General features: G+C 67.1%; 17 protein-coding genes and 2 riboswitches. Of the genes, 5 read left to right on the top strand and 12 right to left on the bottom strand.

What is annotated here, in order from left to right; all coding sequences use genetic code 11:
* The first annotated feature begins 52 nt into the window (after window positions 1–52).
* From M2428_RS18020 to M2428_RS18010, 3 genes are read left to right on the top strand one after another with little or no spacing between them, the layout of a single operon-like run.
* On the top strand, window positions 53–799 hold the full coding sequence (locus M2428_RS18020) for a hypothetical protein (RefSeq protein WP_277527328.1): 747 nt from the start codon (window positions 53–55) through the stop codon (window positions 797–799).
* Entirely contained in the window at window positions 796–1,527 is a 732-nt protein-coding gene (locus M2428_RS18015; protein WP_277527327.1) for a hypothetical protein, read from the top strand. The genes M2428_RS18020 and M2428_RS18015 overlap by 4 nt, the downstream gene beginning before the upstream one ends.
* A gap of 41 nt (window positions 1,528–1,568) precedes the next feature.
* Window positions 1,569–2,312: a hypothetical protein gene (locus M2428_RS18010; RefSeq protein ID WP_277527326.1), complete on the top strand. Its 744-nt coding sequence runs from the start codon at window positions 1,569–1,571 to the stop codon at window positions 2,310–2,312.
* Between the two features lie 244 nt (window positions 2,313–2,556).
* Here M2428_RS18010 and M2428_RS18005 read toward each other — a convergent pair whose 3' ends face one another.
* From M2428_RS18005 to M2428_RS17965, 9 genes are all read right to left on the bottom strand, one after another.
* Window positions 2,557–5,592 carry a glycoside hydrolase family 38 C-terminal domain-containing protein gene (locus tag M2428_RS18005; RefSeq protein WP_277527325.1) on the bottom strand — a complete coding sequence of 1,012 codons (3,036 nt, stop codon included), beginning with the start codon at window positions 5,590–5,592 and terminating at the stop codon, window positions 2,557–2,559.
* Window positions 5,593–5,681: 89 nt separating this feature from the next.
* A complete protein-coding gene (fdhD, locus tag M2428_RS18000) occupies window positions 5,682–6,554 on the bottom strand; it encodes a formate dehydrogenase accessory sulfurtransferase FdhD (protein WP_277527324.1) in 873 nt (290 codons plus the stop codon).
* 122 nt (window positions 6,555–6,676) lie between these two features.
* Complete coding sequence (locus M2428_RS17995; RefSeq protein ID WP_277527323.1) at window positions 6,677–8,299, bottom strand: molybdopterin-binding protein; 1,623 nt, start codon at window positions 8,297–8,299, stop codon at window positions 6,677–6,679.
* Window positions 8,296–8,583 carry a DUF6457 domain-containing protein gene (locus M2428_RS17990; protein ID WP_091563988.1) on the bottom strand — a complete coding sequence of 96 codons (288 nt, stop codon included), beginning with the start codon at window positions 8,581–8,583 and terminating at the stop codon, window positions 8,296–8,298. Before M2428_RS17990 ends, M2428_RS17995 begins: the two co-directional genes overlap by 4 nt.
* 21 nt (window positions 8,584–8,604) lie before the next feature.
* A complete protein-coding gene (locus M2428_RS17985; protein ID WP_277527322.1) occupies window positions 8,605–9,306 on the bottom strand; it encodes an NTP transferase domain-containing protein in 702 nt (233 codons plus the stop codon).
* 73 nt (window positions 9,307–9,379) lie between these two features.
* On the bottom strand, window positions 9,380–9,880 hold the full coding sequence (locus M2428_RS17980) for an HNH endonuclease (protein WP_277527321.1): 501 nt from the start codon (window positions 9,878–9,880) through the stop codon (window positions 9,380–9,382).
* Between the two features lie 219 nt (window positions 9,881–10,099).
* Window positions 10,100–10,858 carry an NlpC/P60 family protein gene (locus tag M2428_RS17975; protein WP_277527320.1) on the bottom strand — a complete coding sequence of 253 codons (759 nt, stop codon included), beginning with the start codon at window positions 10,856–10,858 and terminating at the stop codon, window positions 10,100–10,102.
* Window positions 10,859–11,153: 295 nt separating this feature from the next.
* Window positions 11,154–11,337: riboswitch (cyclic di-AMP (ydaO/yuaA leader) on the bottom strand.
* Window positions 11,338–11,459: 122 nt separating this feature from the next.
* Window positions 11,460–12,281, bottom strand: coding sequence for a M23 family metallopeptidase (locus tag M2428_RS17970; protein WP_277527319.1), 822 nt, complete (start codon window positions 12,279–12,281; stop codon window positions 11,460–11,462).
* A gap of 4 nt (window positions 12,282–12,285) precedes the next feature.
* Window positions 12,286–12,498: riboswitch (cyclic di-AMP (ydaO/yuaA leader) on the bottom strand.
* Between the two features lie 150 nt (window positions 12,499–12,648).
* Complete coding sequence (locus tag M2428_RS17965) at window positions 12,649–13,344, bottom strand: metal-dependent transcriptional regulator (protein WP_277527318.1); 696 nt, start codon at window positions 13,342–13,344, stop codon at window positions 12,649–12,651.
* Window positions 13,345–13,690: 346 nt separating this feature from the next.
* On the opposite strand from M2428_RS17965, the gene serC reads away from it, so the two are divergent.
* Window positions 13,691–14,818 (top strand): phosphoserine transaminase, encoded by a 1,128-nt coding sequence (serC, locus tag M2428_RS17960; protein WP_277527317.1) that lies wholly within the window; start codon window positions 13,691–13,693, stop codon window positions 14,816–14,818.
* Window positions 14,819–14,883: 65 nt separating this feature from the next.
* Here serC and M2428_RS17955 read toward each other — a convergent pair whose 3' ends face one another.
* The 3 genes from M2428_RS17955 to M2428_RS17945 form a co-directional block, all read right to left on the bottom strand.
* Entirely contained in the window at window positions 14,884–15,564 is a 681-nt protein-coding gene (locus tag M2428_RS17955; RefSeq protein WP_277527374.1) for an MFS transporter, read from the bottom strand.
* A gap of 63 nt (window positions 15,565–15,627) precedes the next feature.
* Window positions 15,628–16,227: a DUF3027 domain-containing protein gene (locus M2428_RS17950; protein ID WP_277527316.1), complete on the bottom strand. Its 600-nt coding sequence runs from the start codon at window positions 16,225–16,227 to the stop codon at window positions 15,628–15,630.
* A gap of 8 nt (window positions 16,228–16,235) precedes the next feature.
* On the bottom strand, window positions 16,236–16,619 hold the full coding sequence (locus tag M2428_RS17945; RefSeq protein ID WP_090582694.1) for a cold shock domain-containing protein: 384 nt from the start codon (window positions 16,617–16,619) through the stop codon (window positions 16,236–16,238).
* A 177-nt stretch (window positions 16,620–16,796) separates the two neighbouring features.
* Between M2428_RS17945 and M2428_RS17940 the strand changes: the two genes are divergently transcribed.
* Window positions 16,797–17,030: a hypothetical protein gene (locus M2428_RS17940; protein ID WP_277527315.1), complete on the top strand. Its 234-nt coding sequence runs from the start codon at window positions 16,797–16,799 to the stop codon at window positions 17,028–17,030.
* Window positions 17,031–17,036: the final 6 nt, after the last annotated feature.

Genomic DNA, 17,036 nt, shown 5'->3' with positions numbered 1-17,036 from the left:
CCCACCGCATGCCAGTAGCCATACTGCCCATCGACTCCGCAGGAAGCCCTAGATGCCACTACCCGCAAAGGCGTTCCAACTCTGGCTTCATCGGGTTGCCCCGTCCGCGAGCACAGCCGATATCTGCAGGATCTCCGGGATCAAGCGCACCACCTTTGCGCAGCAGCTGGTGCGCGGGAAAGTGGCCGAAACCACTCTGGTCAGCATCAGCCGGGCCCTGGATTTGAGTCCGCTGGCGGAACTCGGTTCCTTTGACCACTATGCGGAACTCGCCGCCCCGCCGCAGCCGCCGACCCCGGCCGAACTCGTCAGCCAGGTTGCCACCATGGACCTGTTGCGCGCAGTCATTTCCCGTTCCTCCCCGGCCTACGGTGGCTACGGTGACCATGGCAACTCCATGAACCCGCCGCTGAGCCCCGCCCCGCACGCCACTTCCGTCCGGAACTGGGTGGACGCGATTGACGACGGTGAGTTGCGTCACCGGGTTTCGGCTGCCACCGGCGTGGCACCGCAAAATTATTCGGCCCAGCTCACGGCCAACAGGCTGTCCCCCGAGCTGGCGGTCGCGACTGCCCGCGCGGCGGGCGTAGGCTTCACGGGCGGGTTCGTGGCCACGGGCTTGATAACCGAGGCCGAGGCCGGCTGGACGGCAGGGGCGAAGCAGGCCGCGTTGGATGCCCTCTCCGTCGGAGAACTTAGCGCCCTGGCCGGGGAGCGGCTACAGGCGCTCGGCAAAGCACTGCGGCGCCACGAACAGGAGCAGGCACAAACAGAAAAGATTTGGGAGAACCTCGGATGATCGCGACCCTGCAGTGGACCACGCTGGCGGTGTGCGGCGTCGTCACGCTCGCCCGCGTGCCCAGCGTCCTCCGGGGTGAGAACCGGTCCTTGTTCGCCATCTTTGCGCTAATGACCCTGGCGATCCTGCTCAGCATCGATGCCCCGTATTTGGCCGTGGACCAGACCCTGGGAGGCATGAACATCGCCAACCTGGTGCTGCGCTTCGTCATTTTCGCCGCCATCTTCTTCCTGGGAGTCCGGGTGGCCCGGGGCTTCAGCGCAGACGACGCCCTGCGGCTCATCACCGGCCCTGTTGGAATTGCGGTAGCCGCAGCCGTCTCGGCTGCGGTGGTGGCAGTCTTCCTCATGATGGACACCGCCGGCTCCTCGGCGGGGCTGGTCGCCGTGTTCGCCAAGGATGACCGCAATGCCGCCTTGGTGGAGTATTACGGTGCCGCAGGGCGCCTCTATCCGGCGTTCATCACCGTGGCCCTGTTTCCGGCCATGGTGCGGACCCTGCGCAGCGGCTTCCCAGTCCTCGTCCGGTCCAGCGCGGCGTTGCTCGCGCTGGGCACCGTAGCCATCTCCCTGAGCCTGCTCTCCCCGGTCATTCCTCCATCCCTCGGATTCATGCGGTTCGTCTTCAACTACTCGGCCGTCCTGTGCCTGGTTCTGGGGCTGTCCCTGATCTGGTTGGCCAAGACGCTTGCGAAGCGGGCGCCGAAGAAGCAAGCTGGCATGACCTGACCGTCTTGGGGCTGAGCAGGAGTGATGTGGGAGAACCCGGAATGATTGCAACCCTCCAGTGGGGCACGCTGATCATATGCTCCGTGGTACTCCTCCTCCGCGTTCCGGATGCGATCCAAGGGCGCAACAGGACCGTTTTCTGGATACTGGTTCTGGCCACCCTGTGCAGCCTGCTCTCAGTGCCCGGCCCCTACGAGGCGATCGACGCGGCGCTGGGCGGATGGAACCTAACCCACCTGATCTTGCGCTTCCTCGTATTCGCCGCGGTCCTGCTGGTCGGTCTGCGCGTGGCGCAGGGACTGGCAGACGAGCGCGGCTACCGCCTCATCGCGGGGCCGCCCGGACGCTGGGCCCTGGCCGTCAGTGTTGCCGCCGTAGCGGTGACCTTCTTCCTCATGGACACCCGCGGGTCCTCGGCCGGCATGCTCGACATCACGGACAACGGTGGACGCAATGCCGTCCTGGCGCCGTTCTACGCCGCGGCGGGCCGCACCTATCCTGCCTTCGTCTCCCTCGCCCTGCTGCCGGCATTGCTGGCCACCACCAGGAGCCAGTTGCCGCGGCTGGTGCGTGCCGCGGCCCTCCTGACGTGCCTCGGCGCCCTCGCCACCGCTTGCAGCGTCCCCGCCTCCTTTGCACCGGAGAGCTGGATCCTCGCGCAGCAAACGGTCAACTATTTGGCCGTCCTGGGCTATGTCCTGGGCCTGGGAATGTTCTGGGCTTCCGGGCGCGTCGCCAAGGAATCTGGCAACGCGCGCGCAACATTTCGCAAGAATCAAGGGTAGGCATTCACAAAATCATTAGATCGTGACAGAATCATGAATGTGTGAAAGCGGCAATCGCTTCGTGTACGGAAGTCAGCCGTGCGAAGCAGAGGCAGTCGTCCAAGCGCCATTGGGGGGATGAGTGGTAGCGGTCCGCAAGGACCGCTCCCACTCAGCCTGTTTAAGGGTGTTTTCCGGTTTCCCCTGCGGTCGTTGTCCCTGTGGTCTTGTCCCTGCGGTGGTCGTGGCAGACGGCCCCTACCTGTCAGCGGACAAACCTCAGCGTGACCAGCTGGAACGGCCGCAGCGTGAGCTCGGCGGAGTCGGGGCCCGCCGTCACGCCCGGGGCGTCGACGGGCCGTTCCAACAGGTCCACGGCGTGCAGCCCGCGGACCGGGAAATTGGCCTTCAGGAGGCCAGTGGACCGTTCCCCCAGCGATTCGTACAGCCGGACAATCACGTCGCCGGAGCCGTCTTCAGCGAGTTTGACCGCTTCAATGACGAGGGCCGGGTTGACCACGGTGACCAGCGGCTCCACCCCGTGGGACCCTTGCACCACCCGCGGGGCCAGGTTGGTGCGGTAGCCCTCCTCGACGGCGTCTGCGATGGTGGCACCCGGCCGGATCGTGACGTGAAGCTCGTGTCTGCCCTGGTCCGCGCCCGGATCCGGAAACTTCGGTGCCCGCAGGAGCGAGACCCGCACTGTGGTGGTGGTCCCGCCGTCGTCCTCCCGGACGTTGCGGGTGACGTCGTGGCCGTAGCTGGAAGCGTTGGAGATGGCCACCCCGTAGCCCGGCTCGGCGACGTGGATCCAGCGGTGGGCGCAGATCTCGAATTTCGCAGCCTCCCAGGACGTGTTGACGTGGGTGGGGCGGAACACGTGCCCAAACTGCGTCTCCGCCGCCGAGCGGTCTGCCCTGACGTCCAGGGCAAAGCCCAGCTTGAGCAGTTTTTCGCTCTCCTGCCAGTCCACAAGCGTGGTGATCGCGAGCGAGCCGGCGCCCGCGGCGAGCGCTATCCGCTGGGTCACGGGCGAGGAGCCGGCCATCCGCTCCACCACCACGACGGCGTTCGGGCTATCCCCCCCGGGGTCGCGCTCCAGTGTCACGGAACGCGCCTCGACCAGCCGGACAACGTTCCTGCGGTAGAAAGCGTCGATGTCCCACGCGTCCCATTCATTCGGCGTGTCCCGGTGCAGCTCCAGGAGGTTGCCGAACTCGCCGGGAGCAATCGCCTCGCGTCCGGCGGCACGGTCTGTGAGCGAGGCCAACAGTCCGTTGGCATCCACGACGGCCCGGATGATGCCGTTGTCCAGGATGTAGCCGCCGTCCGCCTCGGTGACCTCTACCGGCTGCCCGGGCTGGACCGGCTCGGCAGCGGCCAGGGCAGGCACGCCCTGGCGCTCCTGCGGGGCGGCGTTGAGGAGGAATTCCCGGCTGCCGGTGCCGAGTGCCGCGGCCGCGGCGTCCGTGATGATCGCTTCCAGCCCCCGTTCGACGGCGGCGTAGTTCCGTTCGGCGTCCTGGTGGACCCACGCGATGGAACTCCCCGGCAGGATGTCATGAAACTGCTGCAGCAGGACCAGCCGCCAGAGGCGGTTGAGCTCCGCAGCCGGGTAGCTGTGCCCGGCACGCACTGCCGCGGTGGCGCTCCAGAGCTCCGCCTCCCGGAGAAGGTGCTCGCTGCGCCGGTTTCCCAGCTTGGTCCTGGCCTGGCTGGTGTAGGTGCCGCGGTGCAGTTCCAGGTACATCTCCCCCACCCAGACCGGCAGGGGCCCATACTCGGCCTGGGCCTGCCCAAAGAAGCTGGCTGCCGAGCCGATCCGCACCTTCGGGGATCCTTCCAGGTCCGACGTGCGCTGCGCCGCGGCCAGCATCTCGCGTGTTGGCCCGCCGCCGCCGTCGCCGTACCCGAACGGAACCAGCGAGGTGCCTCCGCGTCCGTGGTCCCGGTAGTTCCGTTCTGCGTGCGCCAGGTCCCGGGCGCCGAGATCGGAGTTGTAGCTGTCCACCGGCGGGAAATGGGTGAAGACCCGGGTGCCGTCGATTCCCTCCCAGTTGAAGGTGTGGTGGGGCATCCTATTGACCTGGTTCCACGAGATCTTCTGGGTCAGGAACCAGCGGCTGCCCGCAGCCTTGATGATCTGCGGCAGCGCCGCGGAATACCCGAACGTGTCCGGGAGCCACGCTTCCTCGCATTCCACCCCGAATTCGGCCAGGAAAAAGCTCTTGCCCTCGAGGAACTGCCGTGCCATGGCCTCGCCGCCGGGCATGTTCGAGTCTGATTCGACCCACATGCCGCCAACAGGAACGAACTGGCCGGCGCGGACCTTGTCCCGGATTCGTCCGAAGAGCTCCGGATAGTACTCTTTCATCCACGCGAGCTGCTGGGCCGAGGAACACGAAAAGATGAAATCGGGATACTCGTCCATCAGCGCGACGACGTTGGAGAACGTCCGGGCGCACTTGCGGATGGTTTCCCGTACCGGCCACAGCCAGGCCGAATCGATATGGGCGTGGCCCGTGGCCACGAGCTGGTGCGCCGAGGCGTAGGCCGGCCGGGACAGGACGTCGGTGAGGGCCGACCGTCCGGCCTCTGCGGTACCGGCCACGTCGTCGGGATCCATGATGTCCAGCATGCGTTCCAGCGCCCGCAGGATTTCGTGGCGGCGGGGCAGCTCCATGGGCAGCTCGTGCATCAGCCCGGCAAGGGTGAGGATGTCCTGCTGCAGTTCCCAGACCGTCTGGTTGCGTTCGGCGATGGCGATCCTGCCGAGACGGTACTTCGGTTCGCTGCCCGACGTCGCTTTGTCGCCGTAGGGGGTGGCGGCGAATGTCCAGTTCTGGGACAAGTCGGGGTTGGCCGCGGCTTCGACGTAGAAGTCGACCGCCATGCCTGTGCCCAGGAGCTTGAGCGGGATGTACTGGTTCCGTGGCGAAATGGCTTTGATGATGGTCCCGTCGGACCGCCAGGCGATGCCTTCGCACTGGAAGCCCGGGAGCTCGCCCCTGAAACCCAGGTCCACGAGGACTTCCACCGACGTGCCGGCCGCGGTTCCCCAGGCCTCCGGCACCTCGCCCCGGAGCCGGAGCCATTTGGTGCTCCACGGGCGGCCCCACGCCGCGCCGTGTTCCTGCGCCGTGAACTCCTGCCGCAGGGCCTCCAGCACCGGCACGGGTTCGTCCGGCGCGTCCCAGCTGCTCAGTGCCAGCGGGATGCTGCGCGGGTAGACGGCCGGGGCGATGCGGTCACGCAGAAAGCGGTCCAGCCGGACTTCCGTAAGACGGCGGTCGTCGTGCAATGTGATCCTCTTCAGCGCTGGTGGTTCGATTGGCTCCAATCGATGGATAAAACTTACGCCGTGGGGAACCTGTTGGCCAAGTGTTGCCGTTAGCCGGCCGCGGGGGCCGGAACCGCGACGCGCTGCTGGCCTGCATACACGTTCAGGCTGGTCCGGCGGCTGAAGCCGGCCAGGGTCATACCGCTGGCCTCGGCCAGCTCGACGGCCAGGCTGGAGGGGGCACTGACGGCGGCAAGGACCGGGATTCCGGCGAGGGCCGCCTTTTGGACGAGCTCGAACGATGCCCTGCCGGACACCTGCAGCACGGTGCCCCGGAGCGGCAGCAGGCCTTCGCGGAGCGCCCAGCCCACCACCTTGTCCACCGCGTTGTGCCGTCCGACGTCTTCGCGGAGGCACAACAGCTCGGCCGAGCCGTCGTCGGAAATCCTGAAGAGTCCGGCGGCGTGCACGCCGCCGGTGACGTCAAAGACCTCCTGGGCGGACCGGAGGGTGTCCGGGAGGGCCGCGAGCGTTTCCACCGGAACTGTCAACGGATCCTGTGCCGGGCTGTAGTGCGAGGACTTGCGCACGGCGTCGATCGAGTCCGTCCCGCAGATCCCGCAGGAACTGGAGGTAAAGACGTTTCGTCCGGTCTCGGGCCGCACGACGTCGGGCCGGAGTTGGGCCTCCACGACGTTGAACGTTTGGATGCCGTCGGCGTCTTCGCCGGCGCAGAACCTGAGCGAGACCAGCTGCTCGGGAGCCCAGATGATCCCCTCTGAGACGAGGAACCCTGCGACGAGGTCGAAGTCATTGCCCGGTGTCCGCATCGTGACGGAAAATGACATGTTTCCGAGCCGGATTTCCAGCGGTTCCTCGACGGCTAGGACGTCCTCCCGGTGCCGGACCGGGAATTCGAGGGCCTGCGGGGACCCGTCCAGGACGATCTTGTGCACTTTGCGGCGCTGCGTGACACGGCCCATCCGGTGCTCCTATGCAACATGTTGTGCGGTTGTCGTGATTCTTTGGCTGGTTCCATCATTGTAAGTGCCTGATCCTGAAGCCAGCGCAGCGGGCCAAGGCTCAACCAGAGGTCAACCACGGCTCAGTCCAGGAGGGCGCTCCAGTCCACCGGACCGTCGCTGGCCGTGGTTTTCCTGGCGGTCCGCTTCGCCGCCGGCTTCTGCGCGGCGGGCGCGGCCGCAGGGTCAGGCAGCGGCGCACCCCAAGGGAGTGCGAAGGCGGGGACCAGTTCCCCCAGCTGCACGCCGTGGGGCGGGACCACCAGCACGCCGTCGGCGGCGGCCAAACCCCGCATCATGCCCGGGCCGGTGTGCTGCGCCGGCGACGCCATCCCATAGAGCAGCCGGAAGGGCATGAGCCGCGTCCGGCCCGGATCGGCGTCAATCGTTGAGCCGCAGGGCACCTCACTGAGCGGGGGGATGGGTCCGTGCCCCAGGGCCGCGAGGAGTGGGGCTCCGATCGTGGACAGTGCCATCATGGCCGCGAGCGGGTTTCCCGGTAGGCCGAGAATGTACCGGCCGTCCGGCAGCTCGGCCAGCACGGCGGGGTGGCCGGGGCGCATGGCCACCCCGTCGATTAGCAGGCGGCCGCCGAGCTCGGCGGCCGAACGCCGGAGGTGGTCCGTTCCGGAGCGGCCCGTGCCGCCGGTGGTGATGACGACGTCGGCAGGCAAGCCGTCTGCGGCAGGATCGGTATCCTCGAGCGCGGCGAGCCATTCGGCGTAGGTGTCGCCGATTTTCACTTCTTCGGTGCAGATCCCGCCGAGCATTCCCACCACCGCCGCCAGTTGGGGTCCGAAAGTGTCCCGGACCTGCCCGGGCGCCGGCATCCCGGACGCCACGACCTCCGAGCCGGTGAAGACGAGCCGCACCACGGCCTTGCCGAGCACCGGAAGGGCGTCGCTTCCAGCCAGCGCGGCGAGGGCCAGGTGCGCCGGGTTCAGGACGGTGCCACGTTTGATCAGGACGTCTCCGGCCGCGGCTTCCTCCCCCGCTTTCCTGATGTGGTCCCCGTTCCGAGGGTCGCCAGGTTTCGCGGTACCGCCCAGTTTCAGGACGGGCAGGCCGTCCTCGTCGGCGTCGATGACGCCGCTTTCGCTGCGCAGCACCGCCTTGGCCCCGGCCGGAATGAGGCCGCCGGTGGCAATCGGGCTTGCCTGATGCGGTGCCAGCCGCTGGTTGGGTTCGGCCAGGATCCAGGGACCGCTGCCGTTGACGGCCCAGCCGTCCATGGCAGAGGAGGCGTAATGGGGCATGTCCTGCAGGGCAACGACGTCCGCGGCGAGGGTCCGGCCCAGCGCCTGCCGGAGCGGGACGGGGGCGGCCGGGAGGGGAGCGGCACAGTCGAACGCGAGTTGCCGGGCCTCCTGCCACGAGTGGGCCAGGTGCCTGTGCGGCTCCTCTGCCGCGCCTTCGTCACCTGTGTCCTGGCCGGCAGTGTCGGCGTCCACTGCGTCCTGGTCCGCCGCGTCCTGACCGGCAGTGTCCTCGTCCGCTGTGTCCGGGTCCGCCGCGTCCTGGCCGGCAGTGTCCTCGTCCGCTGTGTCCGGGTCCGTCTGGATGCGGGGCTCTATGGGGCCGACTTCGAGGCCGTCTCTAATGCCGCCTCGGACTCCATCTCCACCGCCATCTCTGACTCCATTTCCGCCTGCATCTCCATCTGCGGCGGCGGGGGGTCCGCTGCCGTCCGGGGCCGTAGCCGTCATGCCCCGGAAGCTTCGGCGGCTGCGTAGTCCTTGGCGAGCCGGCGCGCCACGGCCATCGCGGCCTCCATGGACACGGAATCCGTGGCCTGCCCCGAGCCGGAGGCCAGACCGGCGGCAAAGCCGGCAATGAACGTGGTCAGCGGCGCCGCCGGGCGCACCACGGAGTGGGCGGCCACCCCGGCCAGGGCGAGGACCTCGTTCACGTCAATCTCAACGTCTTCCAGCTCCAGGGCCTGGAGCAGAGCACGGCACCAGTCTTCCAGCGTTTCATCCTGGCTTTTCACCGTTTGCCTCCATGGTCGAGTTCAGCTGCGGAGTTCCGGACCGGGGCCCGGACCGTGGTCCGGAATCCTCCCGGATACCCCCAATGCGGACGCGTCATCCCAGGTGTCAACATCATCCGTGGAACCGGGGGGAACGCGAACTTCCCGCACGTCCAGCCTAGCAAGAAGGGCGAAGACCGACGCGTTTTCCAGGCTGCCCCTGCCTGCGGCGTCCGCGACGCAACGTTGTAGCGCGGCCGTGCCATAAAACCCCGCGAGTGGTTGCTTCCGGCCGTCGGCCGAGACGGCCATGACGCCGTCGCCGCCTTCCCGTTCTGGCGCCCGTTCCGGTGCGACTGCAACACTGGCGGCCAGCGATTCGCCCAGTGCTGCGGCCAGGGCGCGGACCGCCTCGGCCGAGCACGGCATGTCACACGCAAGGACCAGGGTGAACGGTGCCGGCGCGGCTGCTTGGTCCCCGCCGGCCTGGTTGGCGGCCAGCGCGGTCAGGCCTGCGGCGATGGCCGCGGCGGGCCCCGCGAAGGGCGGGTCTTCCCTGCAGGTCAGCACGCCTTCGGGCAGGTCCCCGGGATCGGGTCCGACGACGACGGTGCGCCCCGCTGCGCCCGCGGCGCGCAGTGACCGCTCAAGGAGGGTGGCGCCGTCGTAGATCAGCCCGGATTTGGGCACGCCGCCCAGGCGGGAGGACCGCCCCCCGGCGAGAATGATGGCATCGAATTCCACCGGTTCAGCCTAGCGCGGTGCCCGCTGCCGCCGAATCAGGCGTGGCCAGCCAGGCAGCAGTACAGGCAACAGTTCAGGCAGCTGATTCAGGCAGCAGGAACGGATCCCAGGCGGGCGTTGGCTTCTCGAGTTCCTTGATCTGCCAGATGGCGCCCTTGGGCGGGCCCGGAACAAATCCGAGCTTCCAGCCCATCTCCGCCGGCGTGTGGTCGCTCTTGGCGTTGTTGCACCGCAGGCACGCCGCCACCAGGTTCTCCCAGGAATCGGCCCCGCCCCGGGATTTTGGCTGGACGTGGTCGATGGTGTGGGCAGCCTTGCCGCAGTAGGCGCAGCGGTGGGCATCGCGGCGGAGCACACCGCGGCGGCTCACGGCCGTCATGGTGTTGTATCTCGGCCGGATGTAGCGGTTCAGCAGGATCACGGACGGGCGACCCAGAATGTCCTGGGGTCCGACAACGGGGTCGTCCCCTTCGGCCACCACGCTGGCCTTTCCGGTAAGGACAAGGACCAGCGCCCGGCGGAAGGTGATGACCGCCAGGGGTTCATATCCAGCATTCAGAACGAGAGTGCGCATCCGCATACCTCTTCACGGCCGCACCCGCCAGCGGCACGAGGGCCGGCTGCCCTCTGCATGGTCGGGCTATGGATCGATTACACAAGAGTAAACACTCAGGTGCCGGATCACCGAATATTTTTTCACCGGCGATGTCCTCAGCGCGGAAAGTTCACTGCGCGGCAACGCAAAAGACCCCCGCCAAGAGGCGGGGGTCTTTCGAAGGTGCTGGGGTCTTGCCTAGCCGCCGACGCGGATGAAGACCGGGCCGGAGCCGACGTTTACGCTGTACAGCGCGGTGGTGCCGCCGTTCCAGCCGCCGTGGACTGCCATGCCGTTGCCAACGTAGACCGCGATGTGAGCCATGCCCACGCCGCCGTTCTGGTAGTAGGCGAGGTCGCCCGGGCGTGCCTCGCCGGCGCTGACGGTGCGGCCGAGGGACAGGTAGCCTGCCGGCCAGCCGTGGTAGTGGATGCCGGCCGCGGCCAGGGCGTTGGTGGCGAGGGCGGTGCAGTCCTGCGCCACGCCGATCTGTGCGTAGGCCGCGGCGGCGATGGTCGCGCCGGAGCCGCTTCCGATGCCGGCGGGAGCCTGGGCAGCGACGCCGCCGCTGACGCCAGCCTCGGTGCCACCGGCGCGGGTGGCCGTGGAATCCTGGACCTTCACGACGGGCTTGGGAGCCTCGACGACGGGAGCCGGCGACGTGGTCACAGCGGGCTTCTCGTAGGAGATCGCGATGGTGGACGCGGCCGAGATGGTGGCCGGGGCGGCGGACTGGACTTCCAGGGCCGAAGCGGAGGTGGATTCGCGCTGAACATTGGTCTCAGCAGCGTTGGCTGCGATTCCGCTGGTCAGAACCAGACCGGAAGCTGCGGCGATGACCGCGGCCTGACGGCCCATGCCGCCGGCGTTGTCGCCGACAGCCTTGGCAATAACAGCCAGCGAGTTGGTCTTGGTGACCTCGGCGCGGTGCCGTGCAACGGTTGCACGAGTAGTCATTAAGTTCTCTCTTTCGTGATCCTTGGACCGCGCGCTTTCGGGCACGGTTTGAGGACGCTCCGGCATCTTGGGGGTACGCCGGATCGCCCCGAAATGGGTTACTTAGCGAAGGGTGTACTGCGAAGACGCGCCAAAAGCGGAAACTGCATGCTGTCCGGACTCGTTAGAGATTGAGCCTGCGGAACGTGATCCAATCCGGGCGCCGGCAAGGGCGGCACGTGATGTGGATTCCAGCGGGCTCGAAAGAGCCTCGCCGGTGCGCATGCGCGCAGAATTGTGGCGTGAAGACACGAAAGTAGCCTCTCCCAATGCCTACGAGGTGAGCTGTCGGATTCGGATGGGAGTCACCCGGCCGCGCTGCTTCCTGGGAAGCTTTGCGACTTAACCCCAAGGCCTTCTTTCGAAGGCCAAAATTGGTTCCCCCGCCCCTGCCAGACGATGTAATGCGAACGGACCTTGAGCGGTGGCAGAGCTAGGCAATCCACTCAAGAGCGCCAACTTCGGAAAAGTTGGCGTGCTTCAAACCCTACAGGAGTCCGGACCCAATGTCACATTCAGATCACGGCGTGTCACAAGCACTTGAGAGCGGCCCATCGTCTATTTAGAGCCAGCCGAGGGGGTCAACGACGTCGCCGTTGACCATCACTTCAAAGTGGAGGTGGCAGCCCGTGGACGCGCCGGTGGTCCCGCTCATCGCGATGACGTCACCGCGCGATACCTTCTGACCAACCTTGACCGAGGCCGAGGACAGGTGGTTGTACGTCGTCTCCAGGCCGTTACCGTGGTCAATGACTACCCGGTTTCCACCGCCGAACGGATGCCACCCGTTGAAGGTCACGGTGCCGCTGGCAGCTGCATGGACCGCCGTGCCGCACTGGGCAGCGAAATCCTGGCCGCGGTGGAACTCCCCCGCGCCCCCAGTGATCGGGCTGACACGGTAGCCGTAGGGCGAAGCCGTGACCAGATGATCCAGCGGCGCGCCAAGGGTGCCTGCCGAAGCCGCGCGAGTGATACTGCCCACAGACTGGGCGCTGAGCAGCTGCTTGAGCTTCCCATCCGGATCGCCCTTGGTGGTGACGGCGGTGCGGCTGAAGTCGACCTTTGCGGCCGCGGCGGCCGTGACATCTGGCTGCACGGCAGCGGACAGAGCGCCGGATCCGCCGGCGTTGGAGGCCATCACCGGGCTCGTGACGGGGACCGTCACGGTAAGAACCAGACCCGTTGCGGCCAGGGCGATCCCGGCCTTCTGGCCGACCCCGCTGGCCGAGGCAAACTCCGTTACCTGGCGGAACGGACTGCGCCGGCGACGCCGTTCATCGCGGTGCGCGTCGCGCGGGCGTTCGGCCATATGCGCGACGGCGGGACGCGGCTCCGGAGCGGGACCGGTCGCGCGGCGACGGCCCCTGGCGGTCTGGGTGGTCAAGAACGGTTCCTCTCTGGATAGCCTGCGAAGTTAGCTGTCGGATTCGGGTCAGAGAGATCAAAGACCCGGTCCGCCGTTGCAAGCAGCCAGGCACAGGGGCATCCCGGGGGATCCTTCGTGGAAGCTGCTTGCCGCTGACGGACTTCACCCCAAGGCTGCTGAAGTAGCAACCAAAAGTGGTTCCCCCGCCCCTGCCAGGAGGTGGTTCCGCGACTGATCCGCTGGCAGGGCTCGGCTTCGGATCAGGTAACGCTTTGGTATCGGTAGTGGCCACTAACTATAGGCGATTAAGCCGCCCGGTAATAAATCCGTGATCGCAACTGTGCAGAACTGATGGGTCGTCCCATGACCGGTGCGTTGTGGCTGGTCAGGCGACTGTTACGAAGACATGCGCTGCAACCTCGGGCGGCAGCTCCAGGGCGCCCTCGATATCGGGGACGCGGACCGAGATGTACTCCCCCACCCGCTCCAGCGAGAGAAGGGCACCGGGGCGGATTCCCCCCTCGTCGAGCTGGGTGAGAAGCTCCGGCTCCACTTGGATCGGTTCAGCGAGCCGGTTGACCGTGATCCGCGAACCAGCACCGTAGCCGGCCATGGCCTCCAGCAGATTCACGGCCCTGTCCGCGGGGGCACCATTGGGCACGCCGCCAAGATCCGCAAGCCCCGGAATGGGGTTTCCGTAGGGCGAAACTGTCGGATGGTTAAGCATCTCGAAGATTCTGCGCTCGACACGTTCGCTCATGACATGCTCCCAGCGGCACGCTTCCTCATGGACGTAGGCCCAGTCGAGTCCGATCACGTCCGCGAGCAGGCGTTCCGCGAGGCGGTGCTTGCGCATGACGCCGATTGCACGTTTCCGCCCCGTTTCGGTCAGTTCAAGATGCCGGTCGCCCGAAACAACCACAAGCCCGTCACGTTCCATGCGGCCGATGGTCTGGGAAACAGTGGGGCCGGAGTGGCGGAGCCGTTCGGCGATGCGGGCGCGGAGGGCAACGATGTTTTCTTCTTCAAGTTCCAGAATGGTCCGAAGATACATCTCCGTGGTATCGATCAGATCCGTCATTCAGCTCAGCTCCTCGAGCGCAGTCCTAGCGTCATTCCCACCGTACCGCGTGCGGGCTGCATGCAGGATGCGCCCTGGCGAGAACCGCCGTACGTTCGCATGCCAGCCTAGCCTATTTTGAATTACTCCGGATAATTTTTCGGTCGGCCTGGGACTGCCCTCCCGGCGCTGCAGTCCGGCCGTTCCCGGGCGTCTCAATGACCGGACTGTGACAGGGCTTTTTCCGTATCGCCGGGGGCTGTCAGGCAGAATAAAACAGGCAGAATGAAAAGGGGTGTCCGTTGTAGCCATCCCTGCCAGGCCACCTCCCAGCCACGCTACGAACCAGCCGAATATTGGAGCCACTGTGAGCGACACCAGCATCACGATCCCCACCAACCTCCTGCCCAAGGACGGACGGTTCGGCGCCGGTCCGTCCAAGGTCCGACCGGAACAGATGGACGCCCTCGCCGCATCGGCGAAGCTGCTGGGGACCTCGCACCGCCAGGCACCGGTGAAGAACCTGGTCGGCTCGGTACGCAGCGGCCTCAGCGAATTCTTCCGCGCGCCCGAAGGCTATGAAGTGGTACTCGGCGTGGGCGGATCCACCGCGTTCTGGGACATTGCCAGCTTCGGACTCGTGGAGAACAAGGCGCAGCACCTGTCCTTTGGCGAGTTCGGCTCGAAATTTGCCTCGGCCACCAATAAGGCGCCATTCCTGGCCGAGTCCTCCATCATCAAGGCCGAACCCGGCACCCGCCCCTCCGCCCGGGCGGAGGCCGACGTCGACGTCTATGCGTGGCCGCAGAACGAAACTTCAACCGGCGTGGCCGCCCCCGTCCAGCGCGTGGCAGGCGCCGACGAGGGCTCGCTGGTGCTGGTGGACGCGACCTCGGCCGCGGGCGGGCTGGACGTGGACGTGGCGGAGTCGGACGTGTACTACTTTGCGCCGCAGAAGAACTTCGCATCCGACGGCGGCCTGTGGCTTGGCCTGTTCTCCCCCGCGGCGCTTGAGCGGGCGGCCCGGATCAAGGCCGGCAACCGCTGGATCCCCGACTTCCTGGATCTCCAGACGGCGATCGACAACTCCCGGCTGAACCAGACCTACAACACCCCCGCACTGGCCACCCTGGTGACCCTGGATGCCCAGGTGCAGTGGCTCAATGCCAACGGCGGCCTGGAATTCGCAGCCGGCCGGACCGCGGATTCCGCCGGCCGCATCTACCGCTGGGCCGAGGCATCCGGCTACGCCACGCCGTTCGTGGCCAAGGCCGAGGACCGTTCCAACGTGATCGCCACGATCGACTTCGACGAATCGATCGACGCCTCGGCCATCGCCAAGGTGCTGCGCGCCAACGGCGTCGTCGACACCGAGCCGTACCGCAAGCTGGGCCGCAACCAGCTGCGCATCGCAACCTTCGTGGCGATCGAGCCGGACGATGTCTCGGCACTGCTCGAGTGCATCGAATTCGTCGTGGCGGAACTGAAGAAGTAGCCTCAGCGCCCGGCGGCGTCCTCACGGCCTATCAGAACGCAGGCCGTGGCGGCGCCGCCGACGTTTCAGGCAGGTCCGGCCGGCTGCGCACCCTGCGGCTCGGCTTGCTGGGAACCCGGGCTGGCGGCGCCGGTCCCGCTTTCGACGCGGAAGTACCGCAGCCCGTGTGCGCGGCGGTTGAAGTGGAGCCGCAGATGCCTGGCCCGGATGATCCACATCAGCCCGATCAGGGCCGCCAGCAGGCCGGCGCCCGCCGCAACCGCCATGGACCAGCGGGGGCCGGCGGTGTTCGCCACCCAGCCGACCAGCGGCGCCCCAATGGGGGTTCCGCCCATGAAAATTGCCATGTAGAGCGCCATCACCCGGCCCCGCATAACGGGGTCCGTGGTGGTCTGTGCGTCCAGGGCGGAGACCACCCCGAGCATGAGGGCAAAAGCGTAGACGTGCCAGAGTTGGGCTGCGCCCGAGACCACCAGGATGCCCAGCCCGGCGCTCAGCAGCGCCATGGCGGACTGGGTCAGCACCAGGAGCCGCTTACGGTTGAAGCGATCGGCGAGAAGCCCGGCCACGGGCGCCAGGAACAGCTGCGGGCCCAGCTGCAGGGCCATGGTGATCCCGACCGCCCCGGCATCGTGCGCCGTCAGGTGGGCGAACACCAGCCAGTCCTGGGCGGTGCGCTGCATCCAGGTGCCAATGTTGGAGATGAGCGCACCGAGGAACCAGATGCGGTAGTTCAGGATGTGCAGGGACTTGAAACGTGGACATCAGCCCCAGCCCTCCCCAGACACGCTCCCGGACGCTGTCAACCGCTAGTCGGCCTCGTCCGCGGAGGGTTCCCCCTCGCCGTCGTCGTCGGTCTCGTCGTCGTCGGTCTCGTCGTCGGCCTCCGCGTCGTCGGTCTCGGCTCCGTTCTGTGAGTCGGCGTCGGACGCCTGCGCCGGCGTTTCGGACCCGGACGCCTCGTCGGCGGCCTCGTCAGCTTGCGCGTCTTCCGGGCGGACCCGCTCAGCCCACGGAATCCAGGCCGGTGCCAGGATGGAGTCTTCGGACGGCAGGAGGCCGAGTTCGTCCACCGTGACCACCTTGGACCGCGAGTTGCGGGTCAGCACGGCGTACCACTGCCAGCCCAGATACCCGGGCAGCCTGGATTCGAAGAGGTGGGTCACCAGGCGGTCGCCTTCGCTGCGGGCGCCGATGTGCTCGCCGATCTGCTCTGCGGGGGCAATGCTTTCCACCGCGGTGCGGGCGACGTCGACGGCGGCGGCCAGGAAGGCGTCAGGCTTGCCGGTGCGCCAGACGGGCACGCCGGCGCGCGGGCGGGTTCCCTGCTTTGAGCCGGTTCCCTTGGATTCGGCGGGCAGGGTGGATCCGGCATCCGGCGCCGGCAACTGATCAGGTTCCTGAGTCATCAAGAGCCTTATACATCCAGCTCGTCGGCAACCTTACGGAGGGCCGCTGCGATCGCCTTGCCCTTGTTGCCTTCCGGGTACTTGCCCGCGGACAGGGTTCCGGACAAGTTGTCCAGCACGCTGACGAGGTCCTGCACCAGCGGGGCAAGGTCCCTGGCACTGGGCCGCTTTGCCTTGGCGATGGACGGCGTCTTGTCCAGCACGCGCAGGCCGAGCGCCTGGGCACCCTTGCGGCCGTCGGCTACGCCAAATTCAACGCGCGTTCCGGCCTTGAGTTCCGTGACGCCCTCGGGCAGCGCGGACTTGGGCAGGAAGACTTCCTGGCCGTCCTCGCCCGCGAGGAATCCGAAGCCTTTTTCCTTGTCATACCACTTGACCTTGCCGGTAGGCACGTAATCAACCTTCTTCGTTCTGCGGGTACACGGCCGGCGGTCACCGCATCCGCATGGATACGCGGGTTCAGGGTATGACTGCCCGGACCGTGTTGGTCTGTATCTCCAAGGTTATCCTGCCTGGTTCAATATAGCGGCTTGAGGCGCGGGCGATGCCGGACTGTTAGCGTTGCCCACATGACACTCATGCGATACCGGCGGCCTCTGATGATCATCGCGGCCACGCTTGCTGTGCTGTCCCTCGTTGCCGTCGGCGCTGTCATGGCCATGGCGTTGAACAATGTCGTGGCGCCCGCCTGGATTACCTCAGCGGCCCTCTACGGGCTCCCGGTGGCATTCCTGCTCATGCTGGCGCTCGTTGTGGACGCGGTGGCAGCACGGCGCCGCCCGCAAAGGCCCGGCGAAAGGTAACGTTGG

The organism is Arthrobacter sp. ES3-54, from assembly GCF_029504395.1.
In the GTDB taxonomy this organism is placed as follows: Bacteria; Actinomycetota; Actinomycetes; order Actinomycetales; family Micrococcaceae; genus Arthrobacter.
The sequence above is the reverse complement of the archived record's forward strand: the minus strand, read 5'-3'. Positions and strand labels throughout refer to the sequence as shown.

Excerpts from the sequence above, each read along its gene's own strand:
- M2428_RS17950 (WP_277527316.1), bottom strand. The coding sequence starts at position 16,227 with ATGACTCAGGAACCTGATCAGTTGCCGGCGCCGGATGCCGGATCCACC.
- M2428_RS17975 (WP_277527320.1), bottom strand. The coding sequence starts at position 10,858 with ATGACTACTCGTGCAACCGTTGCACGGCACCGCGCCGAGGTCACCAAG.
- M2428_RS17940 (WP_277527315.1), top strand. The coding sequence starts at position 16,797 with ATGACACTCATGCGATACCGGCGGCCTCTGATGATCATCGCGGCCACG.
- M2428_RS17965 (WP_277527318.1), bottom strand. The coding sequence starts at position 13,344 with ATGACGGATCTGATCGATACCACGGAGATGTATCTTCGGACCATTCTG.
- fdhD (WP_277527324.1), bottom strand. The coding sequence starts at position 6,554 with ATGGGCCGTGTCACGCAGCGCCGCAAAGTGCACAAGATCGTCCTGGAC.
- M2428_RS18020 (WP_277527328.1), top strand. The coding sequence starts at position 53 with ATGCCACTACCCGCAAAGGCGTTCCAACTCTGGCTTCATCGGGTTGCC.
- M2428_RS18015 (WP_277527327.1), top strand. The coding sequence starts at position 796 with ATGATCGCGACCCTGCAGTGGACCACGCTGGCGGTGTGCGGCGTCGTC.
- M2428_RS18010 (WP_277527326.1), top strand. The coding sequence starts at position 1,569 with ATGATTGCAACCCTCCAGTGGGGCACGCTGATCATATGCTCCGTGGTA.
- M2428_RS17995 (WP_277527323.1), bottom strand. The coding sequence starts at position 8,299 with ATGACGGCTACGGCCCCGGACGGCAGCGGACCCCCCGCCGCCGCAGAT.
- M2428_RS17980 (WP_277527321.1), bottom strand. The coding sequence starts at position 9,880 with ATGCGCACTCTCGTTCTGAATGCTGGATATGAACCCCTGGCGGTCATC.